This window comes from Chitinophaga dinghuensis, from assembly GCF_003259435.1.
GTDB lineage: Bacteria > Bacteroidota > Bacteroidia > Chitinophagales > Chitinophagaceae > Chitinophaga > Chitinophaga dinghuensis.
Map to the genome: position 1 here is coordinate 467,673 of NZ_QLMA01000002.1, position 18,371 is coordinate 486,043.

General features: G+C 43.8%; 16 protein-coding genes. 10 read left to right on the plus strand and 6 right to left on the minus strand.

Features of this window, described 5'->3' with window-relative positions:
- Positions 1-114: 114 nt before the first annotated feature.
- From CLV59_RS07220 to CLV59_RS07230, 3 genes are all read left to right on the plus strand, one after another.
- On the plus strand, positions 115-1,569 hold the full coding sequence (locus CLV59_RS07220) for a TolC family protein (protein ID WP_170137665.1): 1,455 nt from the start codon (positions 115-117) through the stop codon (positions 1,567-1,569).
- 24 nt (positions 1,570-1,593) lie between these two features.
- On the plus strand, positions 1,594-2,952 hold the full coding sequence (locus CLV59_RS07225) for an efflux RND transporter periplasmic adaptor subunit (protein WP_111591345.1): 1,359 nt from the start codon (positions 1,594-1,596) through the stop codon (positions 2,950-2,952).
- Positions 2,953-3,057: 105 nt separating this feature from the next.
- Positions 3,058-4,080, plus strand: coding sequence for an NAD(P)H-dependent glycerol-3-phosphate dehydrogenase (locus CLV59_RS07230; RefSeq protein ID WP_111591346.1), 1,023 nt, complete (start codon positions 3,058-3,060; stop codon positions 4,078-4,080).
- A gap of 138 nt (positions 4,081-4,218) precedes the next feature.
- On the opposite strand, the gene CLV59_RS07235 is transcribed toward CLV59_RS07230, so the two are convergent.
- Entirely contained in the window at positions 4,219-4,503 is a 285-nt protein-coding gene (locus CLV59_RS07235) for a hypothetical protein (protein ID WP_111591347.1), read from the minus strand.
- Between the two features lie 476 nt (positions 4,504-4,979).
- Between CLV59_RS07235 and CLV59_RS07240 the strand changes: the two genes are divergently transcribed.
- From CLV59_RS07240 to CLV59_RS07250, 3 genes are read left to right on the plus strand one after another with little or no spacing between them, the layout of a single operon-like run.
- Positions 4,980-7,253, plus strand: a complete 2,274-nt coding sequence (locus tag CLV59_RS07240) for a glycosyltransferase (RefSeq protein ID WP_111591348.1) — start codon at positions 4,980-4,982, stop codon at positions 7,251-7,253.
- Positions 7,198-7,623, plus strand: a complete 426-nt coding sequence (locus CLV59_RS07245) for a response regulator transcription factor (protein ID WP_111591349.1) — start codon at positions 7,198-7,200, stop codon at positions 7,621-7,623. Before CLV59_RS07240 ends, CLV59_RS07245 begins: the two co-directional genes overlap by 56 nt.
- Before the next feature lie 60 nt (positions 7,624-7,683).
- Complete coding sequence (locus CLV59_RS07250; RefSeq protein ID WP_111591350.1) at positions 7,684-9,117, plus strand: sigma-54-dependent transcriptional regulator; 1,434 nt, start codon at positions 7,684-7,686, stop codon at positions 9,115-9,117.
- Between the two features lie 14 nt (positions 9,118-9,131).
- Here CLV59_RS07250 and CLV59_RS07255 read toward each other — a convergent pair whose 3' ends face one another.
- Positions 9,132-10,571 carry a hybrid sensor histidine kinase/response regulator gene (locus CLV59_RS07255; protein WP_111591351.1) on the minus strand — a complete coding sequence of 480 codons (1,440 nt, stop codon included), beginning with the start codon at positions 10,569-10,571 and terminating at the stop codon, positions 9,132-9,134.
- A gap of 63 nt (positions 10,572-10,634) precedes the next feature.
- Positions 10,635-12,098 (minus strand): sensor histidine kinase, encoded by a 1,464-nt coding sequence (locus CLV59_RS07260; RefSeq protein ID WP_170137666.1) that lies wholly within the window; start codon positions 12,096-12,098, stop codon positions 10,635-10,637.
- A gap of 221 nt (positions 12,099-12,319) precedes the next feature.
- Here CLV59_RS07260 and CLV59_RS28760 point away from each other — a divergent pair, with 221 nt between their 5' ends.
- Positions 12,320-12,523: a hypothetical protein gene (locus tag CLV59_RS28760; RefSeq protein WP_146616140.1), complete on the plus strand. Its 204-nt coding sequence runs from the start codon at positions 12,320-12,322 to the stop codon at positions 12,521-12,523.
- Positions 12,524-12,594: 71 nt separating this feature from the next.
- Here the strand turns inward: CLV59_RS28760 and CLV59_RS07265 are convergent, their stop codons facing one another.
- Positions 12,595-12,939: a hypothetical protein gene (locus CLV59_RS07265; protein ID WP_111591353.1), complete on the minus strand. Its 345-nt coding sequence runs from the start codon at positions 12,937-12,939 to the stop codon at positions 12,595-12,597.
- A gap of 109 nt (positions 12,940-13,048) precedes the next feature.
- Here CLV59_RS07265 and ku point away from each other — a divergent pair, with 109 nt between their 5' ends.
- The 3 genes from ku to CLV59_RS07280 are packed head-to-tail and all read left to right on the plus strand — an operon-like array spanning position 13,049 to position 15,806.
- Positions 13,049-13,831, plus strand: a complete 783-nt coding sequence (gene ku / locus CLV59_RS07270; RefSeq protein WP_111591354.1) for a non-homologous end joining protein Ku — start codon at positions 13,049-13,051, stop codon at positions 13,829-13,831.
- Positions 13,828-14,418, plus strand: a complete 591-nt coding sequence (locus CLV59_RS07275; protein WP_111591355.1) for a DNA polymerase ligase N-terminal domain-containing protein — start codon at positions 13,828-13,830, stop codon at positions 14,416-14,418. The genes ku and CLV59_RS07275 overlap by 4 nt, the downstream gene beginning before the upstream one ends.
- Before the next feature lie 47 nt (positions 14,419-14,465).
- A complete protein-coding gene (locus tag CLV59_RS07280) occupies positions 14,466-15,806 on the plus strand; it encodes a sigma-54-dependent transcriptional regulator (protein WP_111591356.1) in 1,341 nt (446 codons plus the stop codon).
- Here CLV59_RS07280 and chrA read toward each other — a convergent pair.
- Positions 15,795-16,991, minus strand: coding sequence for a chromate efflux transporter (chrA, locus tag CLV59_RS07285; RefSeq protein ID WP_111591357.1), 1,197 nt, complete (start codon positions 16,989-16,991; stop codon positions 15,795-15,797). The genes CLV59_RS07280 and chrA overlap by 12 nt on opposite strands.
- A 353-nt stretch (positions 16,992-17,344) precedes the next feature.
- Positions 17,345-18,301 carry an isopenicillin N synthase family dioxygenase gene (locus tag CLV59_RS07290; RefSeq protein ID WP_111591358.1) on the minus strand — a complete coding sequence of 319 codons (957 nt, stop codon included), beginning with the start codon at positions 18,299-18,301 and terminating at the stop codon, positions 17,345-17,347.
- Positions 18,302-18,371 lie beyond the last annotated feature (70 nt).

Sequence of the window (18,371 nt, forward strand, 5' to 3'; positions counted from 1 at the left end):
AATACTATGTTGTACACTCAAATTTTGAGGTATGCCGCCATACCTACTAAAATTTTGCCTTCTGTCATTAAGAGGCAGAAAGTATCATCACAATTATTATATTTTTGTAATGCTATGAGATTATCCCGTTTTACAGGTTGGTCCCTGATTTTATTCTTGTTTGCTAACATATCACAGGCTGTAGCGCAGGATACGTGGAGTTTGCAACGTTGTGTGGATTATGCATTGCAACATAATATTACCATCAAACAGCAGGACATTCAGCGACGAATGTCTGAGCTGACGCTGAAGCAAAGTAAGCTGAATCGTATTCCATCGTTGAGTGCTGGATTGCAAGGATCTTTTAACAATGGTCGTAACCCCAGTCCCCAAACGAACGCCTACATCCAGCAATCTTTCTATTCCCTGGGAGGAAGTCTTTCTACCAATGTTAATATCTTCAACTGGTTCTCCATGCAGAACCTGGTGTTAGCGAATACCATGGATTATAAGTCCAATATTTTCCTGCTGGAAAAGGCCAGGAATGATATGGCTTTTAATGTGGCTACCGCTTTTCTCCAGATATTACTGAATATTGAACAGGTAAAAGTGAATGAAGTACAGGTGAAGCTGACGAATTCCAATTTAGGCAACACCCGTAAACTGGTCATTGCCGGATCTGTTCCGGAGAGTAACCAGGCGGACCTGGAAGCGCAATTGGCATCAGACAGTGTGAACTTAGTAACCGCGCAGAATAATGTGATTACTTCCATTCTCCAAATGAAGGCTTACCTGAATCTCGATTTTGAGATCCCTTTTGAGCCGGAAGTTCCGGAAAATATTTTCTCGCTGCAGATTGCCCGTCTGGATGAAATGGCCCCTGAGATGGTGTATTCCGCCGCAACTACTACTTATCCACTCCTGAAATCTGATGAACTGAAAATCCATTCAGCAGAGTATAATTATAAGTCGACAAAAGCCCAACAGTATCCCACTTTAAGCTTGTCAGGTTCGCTGGGATCTACTTTTGCGAATAATATTAAGAGTCTGGATCTGAGTAAGCCTTATTTAGTGATAGATACCGTGGGTTACGTAGCCAATACCAACCCGGTAGTGCCGGTGCTGAACCAGGGCGTGAAGATACCGGATAACGCTTACTACATGACGCCGTTCCATGATCAGATCAGTAACAACTTCCAGCAATATATACAGCTGAATTTGCGTATTCCTATTTTCAACGGATGGCAGGCGAAAGCAAATACCAAGAAAGCGCAACTGAACCTGGAAAATGCTAAACTGACCCGTGATGCGGATGTACAGAAGCTGCGCCAGGATATTTATACCGCGCATGCCAATGCAGTAGCTGCCATGCAGAAATTCAATGCCGCTACCAAAGGGGTAGATGCCGCTCAGAAAGCCTATGATTTTGCTACCAAGCGTTTCAACCTTGGTTTGATGAATACCATTGATTACATTACAACACAAAGTAAATTGTTCAGGGCCCAAATAGACAAGGTTTCTGCACAGTATGATTATATATTTAAAATGAAATTACTGGAGTTCTACAGAGACCAGAAAATATCGCTGTAGGCTTTTCAGGAAATAAACTGCTTTATGAAGAAAAAGACACTTTATTGGCTCATAGGCATTCTAGGTTCACTTATTATTTTGCTGATTATTCTTAAATCAGCTGGCGTTATCGGCAAGGAAGAAGGTATTAAGGTAGCTGTCGACAAGGCAGCACGAAACAATATCATCGAAGTGGTGACAGCCAGCGGGAAAATTTATCCCGAGATCGAAGTAAAAGTAAGTTCCGACGTTTCCGGGGAGATCACTGATCTGCAAGTACAGGAAGGAGATTCTGTTAAGAAAGGACAAATCGTAGCCCGTATCTATGCAGATATTTACGGTTCCATGGTAGACAAAGCCGCTGCCTCTGTGAGTCAGTCACAGGCTCAACTGGCCAATACCACTGCTTCCCTGAATTCCTTTAAAGCCCGTTTGGATCAAAATAAAGCAGCCTTCCAGCGTAATAAAGAACTGCTGGATCAAAAAGTTATCTCCCGTTCAGAATTTGAGACTTCCGAGGCCACTTATCTCGCCTCCCTGGCGGATTATAATGCCGCTGTTCAACAAATCAACAGTAGCAAATTTGGTGTTGCCAGCGCTCAGGCTAACCTGACAGAAGCTAATAAAAATCTTGGTAGAACTACTATTACTGCCCCAATGGGTGGTATTATCTCTCTGCTCTCTGTGAAAAAAGGGGAAAGAGTAGTAGGAACCGCCCAGATGACTGGTACCGAAATGTTGCGTATCGCTGATATGAACTCCATGGAAGTACAGGTAGATGTGGGAGAAAACGATATTCCGAAAGTGAAATACGGCGATACTGCAATCATTGAAGTAGACGCTTACAATAATCGTAAATTCAAAGGTATAGTTACACAGATTGCCAGTTCCAGTAAAGGGGCTGCATCTCTTACTTCCGCTTCAAGTTCTGCAGAGCAAGTAACTAACTATATTGTACACATCCGCATTCTTTCCAGCAGTTACGCTGATTTACTGACCCTCACCAATGGTGGTAAGAAAGTATATCCGTTCCGCCCGGGTATGAGTGCCAGTGTAGATATTCAGACACGTCACGTGAATAATATCCTGGCTATTCCTATCAACGCCGTTACCACTCGTGATACAGATAGTACAAAAGGAAGTAAGAAAACAGACGCCGCTGCTGGTAGTAGCAAAACCGGTACAAACGAAGTAGTGTTCATACTACAGCCAGATAATACCGTGAAAATGATACAGGTAACTACCGGTGTACAGGACGATACAAATATTGAAATCCTCTCCGGCCTGAAAGAGGGAGAGCAGGTGATAAGCGCGCCTTACAGTGCAGTATCCAGAACGCTTTCCAACGGTAAAAAAGTGAAAGTAGTGCCGAAAACACAGTTATTCGAAAGCACGCCGAAATAACATTAAAAAGATATAGTAAGAAGCCATCTCTACTAAGTGGAGATGGCTTCTTCGTTTTCAATAGAGGCAATTTCAGTACATTGCGTAAAAATTCGCCCTGTGAGCATGGAGAAAAGCATAGGAATTATCGGTGGTGGTAGCTGGGCTACTGCACTGGCAAAAATTCTGACAGATAACGGTCATCGCATCAATTGGTGGATACGCAGTGAAGATACCATCAGGCATATGCAGTTGCGTCATCATAACAAACATTACCTGACCTCCGTATATTTCGATACAAATCTGCTGGAACTGAGCAGCGACCTGGAATACATTGTGGGCGCCAGCGATGAGCTGGTGTTGTCTGTACCTTCCGCTTTCCTGGAAGATGCATTGCGTGAATTGCCAGAGAATGCATTTGATAATAAGCATGTTATCTCCGCGATTAAAGGATTGGTGCCTAGTACCAATTCCCTGATCAATGAATACCTGGCTACTCGCTTTAACGTATCACTGGACCGATATTTTACGATTACAGGTCCTTGTCATGCAGAGGAAGTGGCGAATGAGAAACTCTCTTACCTAACTTTTTCAGGATTGATGCCTGAAAGAACGCAGGCTATCGCAGATAAATTTACCAACAGTAATCTGCAAACCATCGTAAATACAGATGTGATTGGCGTACAGCTGGCGGCAGTACTGAAAAATATTTACGCTTTGGGTGCTGGTATTGCGCATGGTCTGGAATATGGCGATAACTTCCTGAGCGTATTTATTACGAATTGTTTTAGGGAGATGCAACTCTTTCTGGAGCAATACGAAGAACGTAAAGCGGCGGAAGAAGGCGCTATCAGCGCAGTTCACAATTACAGTGCAAGCGCTTACCTGGGAGACCTGCTGGTAACTTGTTATTCTTTGCACAGTCGTAATCGTACCTTCGGAAATATGATAGGAAAAGGGTATTCCGTGAAGGCTGCACAGCTGGAATTGAATATGATTGCCGAAGGATATTATGCGGCTAAATGTTTACATGAGATGAACCGGGAAATTGGCGTGTATATGCCGGTTGCTCAGGCAGTATATGCCATTCTGTGGCAGCAGCTGCATCCTACAGAAGCCTTTATGGCGCTGGAGAAAGGTTTTATTTAGACGAAAGATATCTCGTATAAAGAAAAGGGGCCTCTATGTACTAGAGACCCCTTTTTGTTAGCTATTGTTTTTTAGTTGAATGGGGGGCAAAACAGCCCATGAATGAATGTTGCAATATGCTACACCTGAAGGCAGGTATTAATAGTCGTCATAATCATCATAAGTATCTTCTCCGACTTTCAATATTGCCCTTACATTTGGGAAATATTGTTTGATAAGCCATACAACTCTGGAGAAGAATAATTCCCCTAAAACAGGTCCATCATAATACTCGACTTCATTGGTTTCATCAGATATGATATACTCTGTAGGGGTAGTGCTTCCATTTAAGGAAGCCTGAAATCTTCTTTCCTTTGGTAATTTTCTCAATACCACTTTTGTAGGTATTCCATCCACATTGAATGTACAAGAGATGTTCCGCATGTAACACTAGTTTTTGAAGTTAAACGGAAGGTTTTCTTTCACTTGATTCTGGTGTTTTCATCTTGATAAAAAAGAATTCTGACTGATGTTTTAGGTTATTCCGCTTTATCAAAATTATCATCGTTCGGATAAACTTCCCGTATTGTAAATGGATTATTGCTTAAATGATTACAATTGTGTAATTAAATTCCCTTATTCTGCTTCTTTGTATTACGAAGTAAATAATTTTGTTTACATAGAACCTTTACTAGATGTTAACGATATTTCGGATTAACTAAACGTTTACAAAAAACTTTACAAGAATGGACAACTAACCCTCAATTCCTCAGTGTTACCCTACAAGTGTGGAATAATGTCTACAAATAATTGTTTCTCAATATGCTAAATGAGGTGATTTACCGGGCCAACCGGATGGAGTGAAATTTGAATAACTAAGGCAAGACGGCTGTAATTCAAAAACGAAAATCTTGTGAATCATGAACAGAACATTGTTATTTGTTACATCCTTTCCTCCTCGGGAATGCGGAATCGCCACTTTTTCTCAGGATCTGATAAACGCCATGGAGAAGAGTTTTGCGGGAAAACTGAATATTGAGGTATGTGCGCTACGGGAAGCGGAAAAGCCCTTCCCAGTACTGGATCAAAAAGTCACCTATACATTGGATCCTTTTGATATAGACGACTGTATTTCCTTTGCGAAAAAGGTCAATAATGATAACAAAATAGACCTGTTATGCCTGGAACATGAATTCGGCCTGTGGGGAGGCGAATACGGACATAATCTGTTGGGAATGCTCTCCTTGCTGGATAAACCCTTTATCATTCGTTTTCATACCGTTTTACCTTTCCCCGATCCTAAACGTACCCGCGTAGTGAGCCTTATCAGCGCTCTCGCCGCTAAAGTAATGGTAATGACGAGAGCCTCCGCCCGACTCCTGGAGGAGGTGTATCATGTGCCAGCTTCGAAAGTGGTTTACATCCCTCATGGTACCCATGCACATATCGTGGATGATGTGGAAGCGCTTAAAAATCAATATGATGTACAAGGACGAATGGTCCTCAGTACTTTTGGTTTACTCAGCGAAAACAAAGGAATAGAAACGGGCATAATAGCCATGCGGGAGATTGCCAACCGTTATCCGGAAGCACTCTATCTCATCCTGGGTAAAACGCATCCGGTAGTAGCAAGTCACCAGGGCGAAAAATATAGAGAACGCCTGGAACAACTGGTGCAGGAATACGGCCTGGAGAATAATGTGCGTTTTGTGAATAGCTATCTCTCCCTACATACCTTACTGGATTATCTATCTCTCACCGATATCTACTTATTTACATCCAAAGATCCACATCAAGCTGTTAGCGGTACTTTTGTTTACGCTATGAGCGCTGGTTGTGCTATAATCTCCACCAGGTTTGTACAGGCAGTGGAAATGCTGGATGAAGGATGCGGATGTCTGATCGACTTCAATGACCATGAACAACTGGCGCAATCAGCTATTCAACTGATTGGCAATCCGCAGTTAAGAGCACAAATGAGTACCTGTGCTATCGAAAAAACAAGAAGTTCTATCTGGGAAAATGTGGCCATTGCACATATGGGCATCATCAGCAGCATCTTTGCAGAAGATAAACCACTACTACCTAATCTGCCAGCTCCCTACCTAGATCATGTGGACCGCATGACAACAGAATTCGGAATGCTGCAGTTTTCAAAATTTGATAATCCGGACCCTGAATCCGGTTACACTCTGGATGATAATGCAAGGGCTTTGATCGCCTGCTGCATGTACATGCGGGAAATCCAACCCAGTAATTTTATTTTCTCGCTATGCCGTAAGTATGTAAGCTTTATCGCCTATTGTCAGCGGCCCTCCGGAAAATTTCTCAACTATGTTGACATAGACGGCACCTTTTCTGCTATGAATGAGGAAGTAAGTCTGGAAGACGCCAACGGAAGAGCAGTCTGGGCACTGGGATTTGCCCTGTCCAATTTCCGCTTTCTCCCTTTCGACCTGATTCAGGAAATTAATTCCATTTTCAGACGTTGTTTAAAATGGCTGGATAGTTTGGAAGCTCTTCGATCTATGGCATTCGCTATCAAGGGATTATATTTCTACCATCAGTATCGCCAAGGTGAACACACAGAAAGCCTGGTACGTACTTTGGCAGGTAAAATCCAGGCAGCCTATGATGTTGAAGCGGACGCCGACTGGAAATGGTATGAATCATCCCTGACTTACGGTAATGCAGTGCTGCCCGAAGCAATGATGATGGCCTGGCAAATGACAGGCGATATCCGCTTTCGGAAAACGGCAGAAGAAAGCCTGGCTTTCCTGTGGAGCAAAACGTATAACCATAATCACATGAGGTTGATCAGTAATAAGTTATGGTATCATCGCGATAGTCCCCAAACGGAGGAAGGCGGTGAACAACCTATAGAGGTAGCCTATACTATGCTGACACTTCATACATTTTATAATATCACTAAAGATCGTTCCTGCCTGGAAAAATCGAGGCTGGCATTTAGCTGGTTCCTGGGAAACAACCATCTGAAACAGTTGGTATATAATCCGCTGACTTTCGGATGCTATGATGGCCTGGAAAAGAACAATGTCAATCAGAATCAGGGCGCAGAATCTACTGTATGCTATCTGATGGCCCGTTTACTCATGGAGGAATGGAATAAGTATAAGTATGTTACATCGAAACAAGACAACAGTATGGAACCGGCAAGAATCGGTACCAACTGAGCCGCGGAAAACAGGATCCAATATCCTGATAATAGATGACGAACCTGACATCTGCAGGTTATTGCAATTGAGTCTTGTACGGCATGGATACGCCGTGAAATATGTCCATGCCCTGAGGGATGGCATGCAATATCTGCAAAGTCACACCCCCGATCTGCTATTCCTGGATATTCATCTTCCGGATGGCTCAGGATTGGATGCGCTCCCTGTTATCAGGGAAACATGTCCATCCTTACCTATTATCACCATCAGCGCTTATGACAATGATATAGAGAAGCAAAGAGCCCTCTCTACAGGAGCTTCTTTCTTCCTCGCTAAACCCTTCAATGTCAGGAGCGTAGACGATTTACTTAACCGGATAAAAAGTTAGTAGTCCACATTTTAAAGTCGTAATTTTAGTAAGCTGTTCCTTTAATTATTTAAAACCAGTATGAGAAATATTCTGATTATAGATGACGAAATCAACATTTGCACATTGCTTAGTAAATTCCTTACTAAGCATGGGTTTGCCGTTGAAACAACGATGACCGGTACTGCAGCGTTGAAAATGATGAAGGAGAAGCGCTTTGACCTGGTGCTCTGCGATTACCGCCTGAAAGATACAGACGGTGCGCAGTTGCTGCAAGACATTCGTCAGATCAATCCCGAAACCATCGTTATTATTATCACCGGTTATACAGATGTACGCGTAGCGGTGGAAATGGTAAAGAATGGGGCCTACGATTATCTCTCAAAACCCTTGTATCCTGATGAAATCCTGACATTGGTTCACAAAGCATTTGCACACAAAGACGCAGAACAGGAGAGACTCGCCTCCCAGCCGGTGGAATCGGCCAACGAGGAGGAAGCCCGGGAAACCTTGCTGCAACGCAATCAAAATGATAAAAACGATAAATATGTATACGGCCAGAGCGCCAATTCACAAGAACTGATCCGCCAGATCAAACTGGTGGCGCCTACTGATTACAGCGTGATCATTTTTGGAGAAACAGGCACTGGTAAAGAATCTGTAGCCCATCTGATCCATTATCACAGCAAGCGCAATGAACAACCTTTTGTGGCACTTGATTGCGGTAGTCTCTCAAAGGAGTTAGCTGCCAGCGAATTATTCGGACACGAGAAAGGCTCCTTTACCGGCGCTATCAGCACGAAAATTGGCGCATTCGAACAGGCACAAGGCGGTACGCTCTTCCTGGATGAAATTTCCAACCTGTCCTACGATATACAAGTAGCTATGCTACGCGTGCTCCAGGAGAAAGTGATCAGAAGAGTAGGCAGCCTGAAGGAAATACCCGTTGATGTTCGCATCATCGTGGCATCCAATGAAAAACTTTCAGAGTCTGTTCAAAGAGGAAAATTCCGTGAAGATCTCTTCCATCGATTCAATGAATTTACCATCTATATTCCGCCACTGCGTGAACGACAAGAAGATTTATCGCTTTTTGTAGAAGCCTTCGTACGCCAGGTAGAAAAAGAATTGGATAAAACCTGCGGTAAAATATCCCCGGAAGTATGGGAATGTTTCCGCCAGTACAATTGGCCGGGGAATATCCGTGAGCTGAAAAACATTATTCGCCGCGCATGCCTGCTGACTCCAGAGAAAGAAGATATTACCATGAGCGCTCTGCCATTGGAAATGAAAGAATCTTTCAATCAAATCCTCGACGAAGTGCCCATGAATGGAGAACTGACGATTCTTGCCAATGAAAATGACCTGAAAACAGTGGCTTTACAGGCAGAATACAACAAAATCGTAAATGTGCTGAAAGAAGTAAAGTACAATAAAACCAAAGCGGCTCAGATGTTGAACATCGACCGTAAAACATTATACAATAAACTTCGTCTGCTGAATATTAATTATTGAGAGTAGACTACTCCTCACTGCGCAATAGGTAAAGTAATGGTGAATACTGTTCCTTTACCTATTGCGCTTTCTACATGTATCGTTCCCTTGTGATTCAACAGGATATTCTGTGTACTGGTCAGCCCTAATCCAGTACCCTTTGCCTTACTGGTGTAGAACGGATCAAATAACCTGGATTGCACTTCATCCGGTATCCCCGGACCATTATCAGAAATTTTAATGAAGGCTTTATCTTGTATTCGTTTAGTCGTTATAGTTAGCATTCCTTTCCCCGGAGTCATTGCTTCTATCGCATTGATAACAATATTCAGAAAGGCAATGACTACTTTATCTTCATCTGCCATCACACTGATATCATCCTTGTCCAGTCTCAGCTCCAGCTGAATCTCATTGAGCCTCATACGATCCTGGGATAAAGCTAAAGTATTACTCAGTAGTTTATCCAAACTCACTGCGTTAGCATGCAATTCCATCATGCGGGTACTGTGCAATAATTCAGTGATTAACTGATTAATACGGGTACAGTTTCTTTCAATGATATCTGTATACAAGGACGCATCTTCACTGGCCATCACTTCCGGATCTTCTTTAAACTGGCTGATAGCCAGCAATATATTGGTGAGTGGGTTACGGACTTCATGCGCTATCACACGGGCAATGCGTCCGGTGATCACAAATTTTTCCTGGTATTGTTTTTCCTGTTCTTCTCGCTTTCTTTCCGTGATATCCTGGATCACACAGAGAAATATCTGTGCTGCTTCATCCAGCATCACTGCATTGATTTGCACCACCAGTTTCTGGTGATCGCTGGTTTTAAAATCGTATTCCCGGATAGTTTCTCCTTCTTCGCAGATATGACTGATAAAGGATTCCGCCTGATCTTTATTCATGAAGAGATCGCGAAGGTGCTTTCTCAGCAAGTCATCCTTTTCATATTTCAGCGTGCGTAACGCAGCAGGATTAGCATCGATGATGTTCTTATCACAATCGGCCAGCAGAATAAGATCATGGGCTTTTTCAAAGATGCCGAAATATCTTTTTTCACTTTCTTCTATCGTGCGTAGGTGGCTATATTCATCCAATGCATATCGGATAGATCTTTCCAGGAGGTCTGCGGTAATATCTCCTTTTACAAGGTAGTCGTATGCCCCTGCCTGCATCGCTTCCTGGTCAATGGCGTAGTCGCCCTTTCCGGTTAGCATTATGACAGGCGCTTGTAAATTAAGGTGCTGGAAATAGTGCAGAATATCTAATCCTGTAAAGGGCCCCAGTCTGTAATCTACGAGGTATACATCATGCGCTCTTCGGTTGATGGCAGCCTTCCCTTTTTCAAAAGTGGACGCCCATTCCAATTGGTATTGTCCTGGTGAAATATCATGCAAAAGCTCATTGACGAGAAAGAAATCATCTTCGTCGTCATCGATCATTAAAATGTTTACTGGAAATTCACTCATCGCTGTAATAGGTTCTTAACTTCCACAGATTGCTATCATAGCAACTTTACAGCAATAACGATGCTAGCCTTTGATTGGTTCTGTATATTCTTCATTTTTTATAGACTGCCTGAGCGGCAGAATAACGGTAAAAGTAGCCCCTTTATCAGGAGTCCCCTGGGCACTGATAAATCCATGATGACTATCCACAATTTTTTTGCAGATGGCCAGTCCTATCCCTGTGCCACTATACTCGCTGATACCGTGCAGCCGTTGAAAGATCAGGAAAATCCGCTCTGCATAAGCCTGATCAAATCCAATCCCATTGTCTTCTATAGTAATGCGACAGTACTTATCATCGCGATGGTTATTATCCTTATTGAGGCCCAGTTCCTTTCCAGTGGCAGTTTCATTATGAATCCCAATCTGCAACTGACGTCCGGGATGTGCAAATTTGATGGCATTAGCGATCAGATTCTGAAATAACTGATGGAAAGAAGTAGGATTGCCTTCTATCTCCGGTAAATCCGCAAAAACAATCGCTGCATTTTTTTCTTCCAAAGGAATTTCCAGATCGCTGATGACTTCAGTCATCAGTTTATTCATATTGACAGATACGATACTTTCCGGTACAATACGACCAGCTCTGGAGAATACCAGCAGGTCATTAATTAGTACGCGCATCCGGGCAACGGCGGCCACCATTCTGTCGATCAGCTGGGTGGCATCCGGTGGAAGATTTTCTTTGTACTTGATCTGTAACCTGTCAGAGAACGTAGAAATTTTGCGCAATGGCTCCTGCAAGTCATGTGAAGCCACATAAGCGAACTGTTCCAGCTCCTGATTGGACTTATTCAATAACGTTATATTCTGTTGTAAATCGCGTTGATAGGATTTAAGTTTAGCCTCAATATGTTGTTGCAGCCGAACTTCCTTCGTCAATGTGATATAGGAATAAATACCGATGATAATGGCCACCAGAGAGGAAATAAATATCATGGGCACCCAAAGGCCGGAGAAGAAATTAAATAATTCAGATTTTTCATGTACCTGGCTCTCTTCGATATTTATCATCTCCTGAACAGTATGATCAATTTTGTCCATAATGCCTTCTCCTGCAAGTACATTGGCCTTTTCCTCGGAATGCATACCTGCGTTCAGGTCCACATTACTCGCCAGCAATTGTTCATATTTTACTTTCAGTAACTTCCGGAGCGTATCCAGATGTAACTGCTGGATTTTACTCTCTGCAGTCACTTTACGTAGCATTTGGTATTCTTTCTCTATACGAATGCTACGATCCTTCATGGAAGGAACTAAAAATGTACTGTCTTTTGTGAGCTTATATCCTCTTAAAGCCGCTTCTGCTTCTTTCACTTGTTTAGTGATGACTTCCAGCCGTTTGGAGACTTCAATGGCATGGTTGAGCCTGGCTGCATTGTCCAGCAGGTTCTTTGCAACGAGATAAGAAAATATGGATGCTATTACGATTACCGTGAACGCAATGAAAAACCCAATCTGTATTTTCTTGTGTACGGATAAATGCATAAGATCTTTGCCGGTTACTGGGTAAGCATTTGAAGTTAAGGAATCTCGATGAGATTGCGAAAAGTTGACATTGGTTTTCATATGAATGCTTGAGCAACGAATTCCACAATTGGAATGATATATTCTACATTGTACACTTTTGTATTCCTGCGTCAATGCTGGGATTTAGCTGGAATGAACTTTGATTTTTAATTGACAGAAACCTTTTAAAAATGCAAGCTATGGCAAATATTCCAGAAAGACAGCCAGTGCCGGAGCGGGAAAACCCAGAAACGCCACCACCATCGGTTCCTGAAAGAGAAACGCCGGCGCCTTTACCGACGCCCCCAACAGAGCCTCCACGGGACCCGGGAACGTCGCCAATTCCGCCGGAAGTGCCTGAACGTCAGACGCCACACACGCCCGCTAATCCGCAAACCATATGAGTACTGCTCATTAAAATAAATGCAGGTAATTCCCTGGGAATTACCTGCATTTATTGACTTTCAGCAACTAATTATCCGAATAAAAGCTGTTCATCCCGATCCTCTACCGGAATCTTTTTAATGAATTCATTGAATCCACTTTCATCATGAGTCGTGTAGGTACCATAGGCATCCAACACATACCCTTTGTCTCCTTCCTTATCTTCCAGCACATATAATACGGAAGAGTCAGATGGATCAGATTCACCTTCAAACCGATACGTCTTCACAATCAGCAAATCTTCCGGATCATAGATTTTACTGGTGTCGGGGGATTGCATTCGGCCATGGTCACTCATCTTAAGTTCATGATCAAAGCCTCTATCATGCAATTTCTCCAGTACTCTGGTAAGCGTTGTCATTTCTGGCTTTTCCATAAATAATGGTTTTGGTCAGACGGATAAATTTCAAATGTTATGCCGTCCATACTAGAAACAGATGGTACTATTTATGTGTTACTATTTACAACACCAAAATGAATAAACTATGAGAGCGATTTGGTCAGGTGCTATTGGTTTTGGACTGGTCAATATACCAGTAAAATTATATAGCGCTACACAGGATAGTCACCTCAACCTGGATATGCTGGATGGCAAAAATCTGGGGCATATTCGGTACAAACGTGTAAATGAAGACACAGGTAAGGAAGTCCCCTGGGAACAAATCGTGAAAGGATATCTCTACAACGATGCCTACATCGTGTTGGAAGATGCGGATTTCGAGGCCGCAGCTCCTAAAAAAAGTAAAATTATTGAGATCACCTCCTTTGTGGAAGAGAACGATATCGATGATATTTATTTCGAATCGCCTTATTTTCTGGAACCGGCAAAAGGCGGAGAAAAAGCATACGAACTACTAAGGCAAACGCTGGAGAAATCAGGGAAAGCAGGGCTCAGCAGCTTTGTGCTCCGTTCTTCTGAACATCTGGCAGTGATCCGGCCGCGGGAAAATTACCTGCTACTGCAACAGCTTCGTTTCGAAGAGGAGGTGCGCTCGGCGAGCGACTTGAATCTCCCGAAAAATATTAAACTTGAGAAGAAGGAGCTGGATATGGCCGCTGCATTGGTAAAGGAATACACAGAGAAGTTTGATATTTCAGCTTATAAAGACGAGTACAATGCTGAACTCATGAAGATCATCAAAGCGAAAGCCAGTGGAAAGAAACCGGTAGCAAAGAAACTTCGGGTGGTACATACCAAGGGTACCGATTTGTTTGATCAACTGAAAGCCAGTCTGGGTAATAAAGGAAGTAAAAAACGTGCATCATGAGTCTGGAAAAATATAAATCAAAAAGGAATTTTGGGGAGACGCCAGAACCTAAAGCCGGCAAGTCGTCCACTATGCAACATATTTTTGTTGTCCAGCGGCACCAGGCATCCCGCCTGCATTACGATTTCCGCCTGGAAGCCAATGGCGTACTGAAAAGCTGGGCTGTGCCCAAAGGGCCTTCCATGAATCCTGTGGATAAACGATTGGCCATGGAAGTGGAAGATCATCCATATGACTACAAGGATTTTCAAGGCAGAATTCCGGCAGGAAACTATGGCGCCGGCACGGTCTACATCTGGGATAAAGGCACCTACACACTCCTAAACGATGATGGCAAAAATTTCGATAAGCAAATGTTGAAAGAGATCACTGACGGTAGTGTAAAAGTGGTGCTAAAAGGGCGTAAACTCAAAGGTGAATTTGCACTGGTGAAGATGAAAAACACCGACCAGAACGCATGGTTGCTGATCAAGCATAATGACAAGTACGCTGTAGATGAGTATAACAGTGAAGACTATACGCCACAGCGTGTAAAAGATCAGGGGCTACGTCAAAAAGAGACGGCTAAAACAGCCCGTAAAAAATAATTGCGCTTAATCGCCTGCATAACGCTTTCCACTATCTTTGCAGGGCTATGTCTAAAGGTCACATCTTAATCATCGATGATGAAGATCAGCTGCGTAAGCTGATGAGCCGCCTGTTGGCGCTGGAAGGGTACACCATGCTGGAAGCTGCCAATATCCGCAGCGCCATGAAAATTCTCGATAAAGAGGATGTACAGGTCGTTTTGTCCGATGTAAAACTGCCGGATGGTAATGGGGTAGAACAGGTTCAAACTATCCGCAGTAAGCACCCGCAGACAGAAGTGATCGTACTCACCGCATTCGGCAACATTGCAGATGGCGTTCAGGCCATCAAAAATGGCGCGTTCGACTATATCACCAAAGGAGACGATAATAACCGCATTCTGCCCCTCGTCAGCAAGGCGATGGACAAAGCGGTATTACAGTTCCGCATCCGGGATCTGGAAAAGAAACTGGGCGGGAAATATAGCTTTGACAGCATTCTTGGGAACTCCCCTGAAATAAATAACGCCATAGCGCTGGCCCGTAAAGTATCCCTTTCAGATATGACGGTATTGCTATTGGGGGAAACAGGTTCCGGGAAAGAAGTGTTTGCGCAGGCTATTCACCAGGGTAGTAGTCGCAGCCAGGCTCCTTTCGTAGCAGTGAACTGTAGCGCTTTTGGCAAGGATATCCTGGAGAGCGAATTGTTTGGTCATGTCGCAGGATCTTTTACCGGCGCAGTAAAAGACAAAAAAGGATTTTTTGAAGAAGCGCGTGGAGGTACCATCTTCCTGGATGAAATAGGGGAGATGGCGGTGGAATTGCAGGCCAAAATGCTCCGTGTACTGGAAGCGCAGGAATTCTATAAAGTAGGGGAATCCAAGCCTACTAAAACAGATGTCCGTATTATCGCTGCCACCAACCGTAACCTGGAAAAGGAAATCAACGATGGTCATTTCAGATCAGATCTGTTTTACCGCCTGAGTGCTTTCCAAATCGTACTTCCTTCCCTCAATGAACGTCGTAAGGATATTCCTGTACTGGCGTCCTGGTTTATTGAACAGGTAGCTCCTAAGCTGAACAAGCGTATCTCCGGGATGACGCCGGCTTTCCTGGATGCCCTGCAACGCCATTCCTGGAAAGGAAATATCCGGGAGCTAAAAAACATTATCGAAAGAGCCGCCATCCTCACGGATACGGATACACTGGATACCTCCTCATTGCCTTTTGATTTCCAGCAAGGACTGGGAGAGCCCTCTACTATGCGATTGGCAGATGTGGAAAAACATCATATTGCCAGGGTACTGGCACATGTAAAAGGGAATAAAACCAAGGCAGCAGAACTATTGGATATAGGACTGACTACGCTTTACAATAAAATCAAGGAATATAACATATCAGTGGAGTAGCCATCCCAGGGCGACACAGGTCAATACGATTACCGGCGAAGGGATCTTGCTCAACAGCAGGAGTCCCAACGTGGAAAGGATGACCAATACATTGATGGGATTAATCTGGATGGCGCCCAGGAGGATAAAAGTGGCGGCCCACATAATTCCTACTACTACCGCATTGATCCCTTCCAGGGCCCGATAGATAACCACATATTTCTTCAGGTTATTCCAGATAGGGAAGAAAAATAATACTAAGAGAAGACTGGGCAGGAAGATCGCCACAGGCGCAAGGAAACATCCCAGCAATTGGTAACCTGGTCCGAGGCTGCGCATGGCCATTCCGCCCACATAGGCAGAAATGGAGAAGGTAGGCCCGGGTAATGCCCGCATGATACCCGCTCCGGTAAGTAATTCTTCCGCGGAAAGGAACTGGGATTTAGCCCTGAATACGTACTGTTCCAGCATCATGGCGATAAGGATATCGCCCCCGCCAAATACAAGGCTACCAAAACGGTAGAAGTTCTCAAAAAGGTTAAAAGGTCTTCTGGTAATCCAGTTGTGCGTACGGGAGAGCTCCGAAAAGAAACCCGCGAGGATGAACAGCAACACAAAGAGCCAGATATTGCCCCATTGGATTTTCCGGGGTTTGTCCTCTATATCAGGGATACGTTTGTTACTGAAGTTAGACACGATACCTCCTAATATGATCAGCACAGGGAAAGTCCAGGGCGATTTCAGGAAGTATGCTGCCAGCATGGCTACCACCATGATGCAGCAGGTGGCTGTATTGCGGATACTGATTTTAAAGGCTTTAATACCGCCATAGGCCAGGAATCCAACCGCCATAGGTTGTACATACCTGAAAATGTCTGTCTGTAAGGTGCTTTTATCAAAGTATTGAAGCAGAAAGCTCAGAGAGCCCATGAGCAGACAGGCCGGTGTGATCCAGATCAGGAGGGTTAATATGGCGAGTACTACGCCGCCTCTCTTATAGCCGATCAGGGTCAGCGTCTGTGAGGAGGAGGCTCCAGGTAACAGCTGACAGAAGGCATTATATTCCATGAGTTCCTGCTCAGTGACGTCCTTGCGTTGTTGCACGAAGGTTTTCATCATCATTGCCAGATGCCCCTGCGGGCCACCGTAGGCAGTCATGCTATGTAATAGCACAGCTTTGAGGAATGGAATATGACGTAGAAACACAGTTTTAGTTCCGGGTGGTTAGTCTTTGCGATTTTAATTCTTAAGATACAAAATATCACAAAATACAACAGTGTTGCTAATATTACCAGTATGGGGAAATATTACAGGCACGGTAGTTGTATATTCTGGAGCTGTATTAGTGAATATGGCCTTTTGTCCGTTGTGTATGCCGTTCATTTCTGGAATAATGTAGCCTCTCATGTAGGTGCGGTATTACTGCACCATATAACCATATCCAAACGTTGAAAAACCATTAAAGTAATAGCAACTACTGTTAGTAGAGCCAAAGTTAAAATCCCGGAAAGAGCAATACTTTCCGGGACTTTTTATTTTTAGCAATAACTCTTGCGGTATTATTTTTTCAGACCTATTTCGCGAAGACGCTCATCCAGGTATTCACCAGCAGTGATAGGCTCATAAGCCAGTGGATTTTCTGCGGTGATGCAGCTATCCAGGCTATCCAGCTTCATGTCTGATTTTGGATGCAGGAAGAAAGGAATAGAGAAACGGGAAGTACTCCACATTTCGCGTGGTGGGTTTACTACACGGTGGGTAGTAGATTTCAGCCTGTTGTTAGTAAGACGTTGCAGCATATCGCCTACATTTACTACAATTTGCTCAGGCAGTGAAGTTACTGGTACCCAGTTGTCCTGTTTGTCCAGGATCTGTAAACCATCTGCAGAAGCGCCTACCAGCAGGGTAATCAGGTTGATATCCTCGTGCTGCTCAGCTCTGATAGCAGATTTAGGCTCCTGTGTGATAGGAGGGTAGTGAATGGCTCTCAGGATAGAGTTACCATTGTGAATTTTGCCGTCGAAATAATGTTCGTCCAGACCCAGGTACAGGGCAATTGCCTGCAGCAAGGAGCGGCCAGACTGCTCAAAACCACGGTAAGCCTTGAAGAAAGTAGGCGTGAAAGCTGGTACTTCCGCTACCTGTACATTCTCAGGGTATGATTCCGCAGTAGGATCATTATCTTCTACAGTTTGACCAAACTGGAAGAATTCTTTCAGATCTGGTGCTTCATAACCTTTTGCGTGCTCTTTACCGAAAGAGGTGTAGCCACGTTGGCCAGCCAGTTCCGGAATCTCATATTGGTGCTTAGTATCGAACGGAAGTTTGAAAAACTCCTGTACATATTTGTAGAGGTCAGCGATCAGCTCATCAGGAATTCCGTGATTCTTAACGGCTACAAATCCAACTTCTTCATAAGCTTTTCCCAATTGTTGCACAAAGGCAGCCTTGCGACTGGCGTCGCCTGACGTGAAATCCGCAAGATCTACGGAAGGGATAGAGTGAGTAATTCCCATAATAACTATTGTTTTGGAGGGGTAAAGTTAGGAAATCCTGCCCAAATCAGAGCCATTCCGGTTTCCCGGG

Excerpts from the sequence above, each read along its gene's own strand:
- CLV59_RS07220 (WP_170137665.1), top strand. The coding sequence starts at position 115 with ATGAGATTATCCCGTTTTACAGGTTGGTCCCTGATTTTATTCTTGTTT.
- CLV59_RS07225 (WP_111591345.1), top strand. The coding sequence starts at position 1,594 with ATGAAGAAAAAGACACTTTATTGGCTCATAGGCATTCTAGGTTCACTT.
- CLV59_RS07230 (WP_111591346.1), top strand. The coding sequence starts at position 3,058 with ATGGAGAAAAGCATAGGAATTATCGGTGGTGGTAGCTGGGCTACTGCA.
- CLV59_RS07235 (WP_111591347.1), bottom strand. The coding sequence starts at position 4,503 with ATGCGGAACATCTCTTGTACATTCAATGTGGATGGAATACCTACAAAA.
- CLV59_RS07240 (WP_111591348.1), top strand. The coding sequence starts at position 4,980 with ATGAACAGAACATTGTTATTTGTTACATCCTTTCCTCCTCGGGAATGC.
- CLV59_RS07245 (WP_111591349.1), top strand. The coding sequence starts at position 7,198 with ATGTTACATCGAAACAAGACAACAGTATGGAACCGGCAAGAATCGGTA.
- CLV59_RS07250 (WP_111591350.1), top strand. The coding sequence starts at position 7,684 with ATGAGAAATATTCTGATTATAGATGACGAAATCAACATTTGCACATTG.
- CLV59_RS07255 (WP_111591351.1), bottom strand. The coding sequence starts at position 10,571 with ATGAGTGAATTTCCAGTAAACATTTTAATGATCGATGACGACGAAGAT.
- CLV59_RS07260 (WP_170137666.1), bottom strand. The coding sequence starts at position 12,098 with ATGCATTTATCCGTACACAAGAAAATACAGATTGGGTTTTTCATTGCG.
- CLV59_RS28760 (WP_146616140.1), top strand. The coding sequence starts at position 12,320 with ATGGCAAATATTCCAGAAAGACAGCCAGTGCCGGAGCGGGAAAACCCA.
- CLV59_RS07265 (WP_111591353.1), bottom strand. The coding sequence starts at position 12,939 with ATGGAAAAGCCAGAAATGACAACGCTTACCAGAGTACTGGAGAAATTG.
- ku (WP_111591354.1), top strand. The coding sequence starts at position 13,049 with ATGAGAGCGATTTGGTCAGGTGCTATTGGTTTTGGACTGGTCAATATA.
- CLV59_RS07275 (WP_111591355.1), top strand. The coding sequence starts at position 13,828 with ATGAGTCTGGAAAAATATAAATCAAAAAGGAATTTTGGGGAGACGCCA.
- CLV59_RS07280 (WP_111591356.1), top strand. The coding sequence starts at position 14,466 with ATGTCTAAAGGTCACATCTTAATCATCGATGATGAAGATCAGCTGCGT.
- CLV59_RS07290 (WP_111591358.1), bottom strand. The coding sequence starts at position 18,301 with ATGGGAATTACTCACTCTATCCCTTCCGTAGATCTTGCGGATTTCACG.